This is a genomic window from Pseudodesulfovibrio pelocollis (assembly GCF_030282845.1).
Classification (GTDB): Bacteria; Desulfobacterota; Desulfovibrionia; order Desulfovibrionales; family Desulfovibrionaceae; genus Pseudodesulfovibrio; species Pseudodesulfovibrio pelocollis.
Window position 1 is genome coordinate 1 of sequence record NZ_JASTWE010000083.1, and the last position, 4,618, is coordinate 4,618.

At 59.8% G+C, this 4,618-nt stretch carries 4 protein-coding genes; 1 reads left to right on the forward strand and 3 read right to left on the reverse strand.

The genetic code is table 11. The features are described 5' to 3' along the window. Nucleotides 1-193: 193 nt before the first annotated feature. Nucleotides 194-1,726: an IS1/IS1595 family N-terminal zinc-binding domain-containing protein gene (locus QQS14_RS16085; RefSeq protein WP_285908033.1), complete on the reverse strand. Its 1,533-nt coding sequence runs from the start codon at nucleotides 1,724-1,726 to the stop codon at nucleotides 194-196. On the opposite strand from QQS14_RS16085, the gene QQS14_RS16090 reads away from it, so the two are divergent. Further along, nucleotides 1,700-2,077 carry a hypothetical protein gene (locus QQS14_RS16090; RefSeq protein ID WP_285908034.1) on the forward strand — a complete coding sequence of 126 codons (378 nt, stop codon included), beginning with the start codon at nucleotides 1,700-1,702 and terminating at the stop codon, nucleotides 2,075-2,077. The genes QQS14_RS16085 and QQS14_RS16090 overlap by 27 nt on opposite strands. Before the next feature lie 12 nt (nucleotides 2,078-2,089). Here the strand turns inward: QQS14_RS16090 and QQS14_RS16095 are convergent, their stop codons facing one another. Both QQS14_RS16095 and lhgO read right to left on the reverse strand, forming a co-directional pair. Further along, on the reverse strand, nucleotides 2,090-3,190 hold the full coding sequence (locus QQS14_RS16095) for an NAD(P)H-dependent flavin oxidoreductase (protein ID WP_285908035.1): 1,101 nt from the start codon (nucleotides 3,188-3,190) through the stop codon (nucleotides 2,090-2,092). An 85-nt stretch (nucleotides 3,191-3,275) separates the two neighbouring features. Continuing rightward, nucleotides 3,276-4,466: an L-2-hydroxyglutarate oxidase gene (gene lhgO, locus QQS14_RS16100; RefSeq protein WP_285908036.1), complete on the reverse strand. Its 1,191-nt coding sequence runs from the start codon at nucleotides 4,464-4,466 to the stop codon at nucleotides 3,276-3,278. Between the last annotated feature and the right edge of the window lie 152 nt (nucleotides 4,467-4,618).

Sequence of the window (4,618 nt, forward strand, 5' to 3'; positions counted from 1 at the left end):
AATGGGTTTTGCTGGTTGAAATGTATCCCTGTCTACGGCAACGCTCTTGTCCATGTATGATCCCCGCCTTTTATCTCGTCACACGTATGCTCATGTCATGGACAAGAAGTCAATCAAATGTTCAACACCCCTAAATCACTCAAAAATGTACCTCGTCGCCTGAAGTGGAGTCAACCACTCAATCAAGGAAACGTTAGTACAAAATGTCTTCCACTTTTACCGGCCCGTCGGCCAGTCCAAGCCGCATGGCCGGGGTCTCCTTGTTCTTCCCTACCTGAACATAGTTGTAGTAGAAGCGGAGGATATCCAGGCTTTTCCCGATCATCCTTGGGTCATACGGGGCGTATCCGTGCCACACCCCGCCGCTTCGGCTGGAGGTGTGAATACCGCGTTCCAAGTAGGAACTCCTACGCCTAGCCTGCATGAAAAAGCGGTCGATCCCAGCCAGAGAGGCCCGCATGTACATGTCGGCCTTCAAATCCTCGTCATAGTCGCCCAGGTCGGTCTGGAAGCTGACCATCTTCTCTGGTTCGTCCTTGCTGGGGTAAGGGTGTTCCAGCCAGAGATCCTTGTACTGTCCAATCTGCTTCAGGGACTTCATATTTTGCTTCACCATCATCTTGACCACTTCCCGGTCGGGAAGGCCTGGGAAACGATCTTTAAACTGCTTGAAGCACTTCCTGCTGGCCTTGACGCACTGCTCCCGCTCGTCGTTGGTCATGTCCTTATTGATCGAGACGTAGAAGGCGTCGCAAGTCCTTTTCTTCACCCGTTTCATGAACGCTGAAAGGCAAGCCGCCCTGATCCCCGATTCCTGGTCCATGTAGAAGCGTATCCTGCCGACATTGCGGAGCAGGTGGGCCAGATAGAAGAAATGGCCGTACATGGTGTAGTCGGCCCTGACCTGGACCCCGTGTTCAGGAAGTTGCATGTAGCCGGTCACGGCTTCAAGATCTTCGACGTCTGGCCGATTGCCCGTCTTCTCGTAGGTCTCCATGACCTTTGCCAACAGGGTGTCGTCCACGATGGCCTTCTTGTAGCGGATAGCCGACCGGTACATCGCCTTGAGATAGTCCTGCCCAAGCCAAAGCCGTGCGTGCTGCCTGAACGGCACGGACAAGTGAAGATCCCCGCAATCGCGGGCATCCTTCTCCACGATTTCATGGGTTAAGGCTGGATCATAGTTCATGTGGCTGGCGAACACGTACCCGGTGATGTTGTCGGCCGTCCCTATGGCCTGAAATACGATATTCTTCTTGATACCGCGATCCAGCCAGTTCGCGAAATGGTCCTGACGGTCCACGCTCAAGTGCAGCCGCTTGGGGTGGACACTGGTCAAAAGCTTCCTTTCGCGGCCAGCCAGGAAACGGACGCATTGCCCGTGAAGGAAATCCAGCTTTTGGTATACGTATTTCGCCTGGAGGTCGGCGACCTCGCACATACGACGTATAGGGGTCTTGTTTACGGCCAGCATGAAGATCAGCCGGTTCTTTTCCGACTTCCTATGCCGCCGGGACGCTGACCCCACGGAAAAAGTCTTCCCGCACGCCTTGCACCTGTATCTCGGGTCACCCGAGGCGGTGGTGCCGAACTTCTGGTATCGCTTCCTGGCCCGCAGGGACACGCCGAAGTTCTCGCAATCGAGATTTTTGCAACCATCATCAGTTTCAGCGAGCAGGGATTTGAAGCGGGCAAGCTCTTGGGCGATGCCCAGATTGCTTTTCATGGGCGGGCTTTCGCCGCATTCCTTGCAATGCAACACGGGCGCGTCCCGTCCACTGGCGGCAACCCTGTAGCCATCCTGCTTCCGCTTCTGTCCGGCAGCGACTCGGCCGCGGGACACTTCCGGCTTCGCTGGATGGCCAAAGTTCTTGCATTGCGGATTCTTGCAGTAGTTGACCTGGATTCCATCAACCGGGACTGGGATGCGCGGTTTGGCAACCGGGGAAAATATTTTACCCAAAAGGATAACCCCCTATTCGCGTTAGCTTACAGGGGGTTATATAACATTTTTGGCGTTTTTGTCAACATTTATGGAAAACGTCTTGCCGCGAGGAGGTCTTTTCTTGTTGTCTGATGTCGGTTGGGTCTACTTGCGGAACCGCTCGAACTCGTCCTTGAGGGAGTTCATGAGTTCCCTGACCGAGACGATCTTGTCTACGAGGTAGGCGTTGGCCCCGGCAAAGGCGAAGCCGTTCTTGAGCTTGCCCTTGTATGCGTTGACCAAGGCCTGGGCGATGCAGTAGGGGGATTGGTCCTCGGCGCAGCTGTGCAGGCATTTGTGGACGCACTTCTTGGGGTGCTTGAGCCCGGTGGCCACGGCATCGAGGAAGCTGTTCTTCAGGGCGCGGCCGGGCATGCCCACCGGGCTTTTGATGATGGTCACGTCCTCTTTCTTGGCGTCGATGTAGGCGCGTTTGAAGCGTTCGTCCGCGTCGCACTCGTGGGTGGCCACGAACCGGGTGCCCATCTGGACACCGGATGCGCCCATTTCCAGGAAGCGGGCGATATCCTCGCCAGTGTAAACGCCGCCTGCGGCGATGACCGGAATGTCTTTCTGGTGCTGCTCGCGAAAGGGGGTGATCGCCTCGATGACCTCGGTGACGAGTATCTCGAGTTGGTAGTCGGGGTCGTCTATCTGCTCGGCCTTGAAGCCGAGGTGGCCGCCCGCCTTGGGCCCTTCCACCACGAATCCATCGGGCAGGTAGCCGAACTTGTTGAACCACTTGCGGCACAGGATGCCGGCAGCGCGGCCCGAGGAGACGATGGGCACCAGTTTGGTGCGCATCTCTTCCCGAAGCTCATCCGACACGTCGCGCAGGTAGCCGGGCAGGTCAAGGGGCAGGCCCGCGCCCGAGATGATGACGTCCACCCGTTCGCGGATGGAGGTGCGGACCATGTCGCCGTAGTTGGTCAGGGCGCACATGATGTTCACGCCCAGCAGGCCGTCGGTCATCTTGGCCCTGGCCTTGCGGATCTCGTCGATGAGGCCGCGCCGGTCGGCTGCCTCGGGGTCCTTGGCGCGATGAGGATCGCGCATGCCGATCATGGATGTGGCGATGACGCCGACACCGCCCTCGTTGGCCACGGCGCTGGCCAGGCCGGAGAGGGAGATGCCGACCCCCATGCCGCCCTGAATGATGGGCAGCTTGGCGGTCAACTCACCGAATTTCAGATTCGGAAGTGCCATTATGAATACCTCGTAAGTCTCGTGTAAAGGGAAGAACGGTTAATTATGTGCATGTTTCACCGTGCAAGTCAAGAAGACTCGAGCCTCACGCCGCGACGTGCTCCCGGACCACCAGTTCGGCAAAGCGCATGGCGCTGGTAAAGGCCGGGGAGATGGCGTTGAGGATGTGCAGGGTGTCGCCGTGGCGCTTGATAATGAAGTCCATGACCAGTTCACTGGTCTCCATGTCCACCAGCTGCGGGCGGATGCCCACCTTGGGGCTGGACTGAAAGTCGTTTGGCGCGATGTGTCGGACCAGCCTCGCGGCGTCGCGGTAGAAGTGGCCGAAGAAGTATTTGCGCGGCTCTTCCAGGGCCACGGCCCGGAATTTCTCGTTGTCGAGGAACATGCGCAGGTCGCGCAGAAGGATGGCCACGAACTCGCCGTCGATGCCCCGGAGCACGCCGTAGTTTTCGCGGCCAAAGGCGGGAATGGCCGTGGGGCCGACATACACGTCGCCGTGGACGTTGCGGGTGAAGTGGACGCCGAGAAAGGGATTTCTGATGTTGGGCACCGGGTAGATGGAGCCGTGAATCTTGTCTGCCGCAGGCTTCTTGAGGGTGCGGTAGATGCCCTTGAAGGGGAGCAGGCGGTAGTTCCTGGCGATGCCGAAGGCGTGGGCCACCTTGTCGCTGTAGGCCCCGGCCGCGTTGATGAACAGCCCGTAGGCGATGTCGCCCTGGCTGGTGCGCACCGCGCCAGGCCGGGGGGCGAGGAAGCGGGTGTCGAAGAAGAAGCGGACCCTGCCGCTTCGCTCCAGCTCGTCGCGAAGTGCCGTGAGGATCGCCCCGGGATCGACCACGGCGGTCAGGGGCGAGTACAGGGCGCGGCCCACGGTCCGGGCGTTGGGCTCGATCTCGGCCAGCCCGGCCTCATCCAGCATCTCCACCTCGGCCCCGTTGGCCTCGGCGCGCCGTTTCAGTTCATCCAGAGTGGCCAGTTCGCCTTCCTCGCGGGCCACGATGACCTTGCCCGACTTGAAGAGCGGCAGCCCGTGTTCCTCGCAGTAGGCCTGCATGCGCCGGTTGCCCTCAAGACACATGCGGGCCTTCATGGTGCCCGGGTCGTAATAGATGCCCGCGTGGAGCACCCCACTGTTGCGGCCTGAGGCGTGGCGGCCCGGCCTGTCCTCCTTGTCGAAGACGATAATGTCGCGGAACCCTGCCGCCACCAGTTCCCGGGCGATGGTCAGGCCGAGGATTCCGGCTCCGCAGATGACCGCGTCTGCTGAATACATGGGCATGGGGCCTATTCCTTGGCGAGCAGGGCGAGGCCGCTCTTGGGGTCTTTGCGTCGGAGCATGTCCGTGCCGGTGATCTCGATGATGACCACCTCGCCCACCAGCCAGACGTCGAGGCCGGGCCGGATGCAACCGGTGGCGGTGTGGTG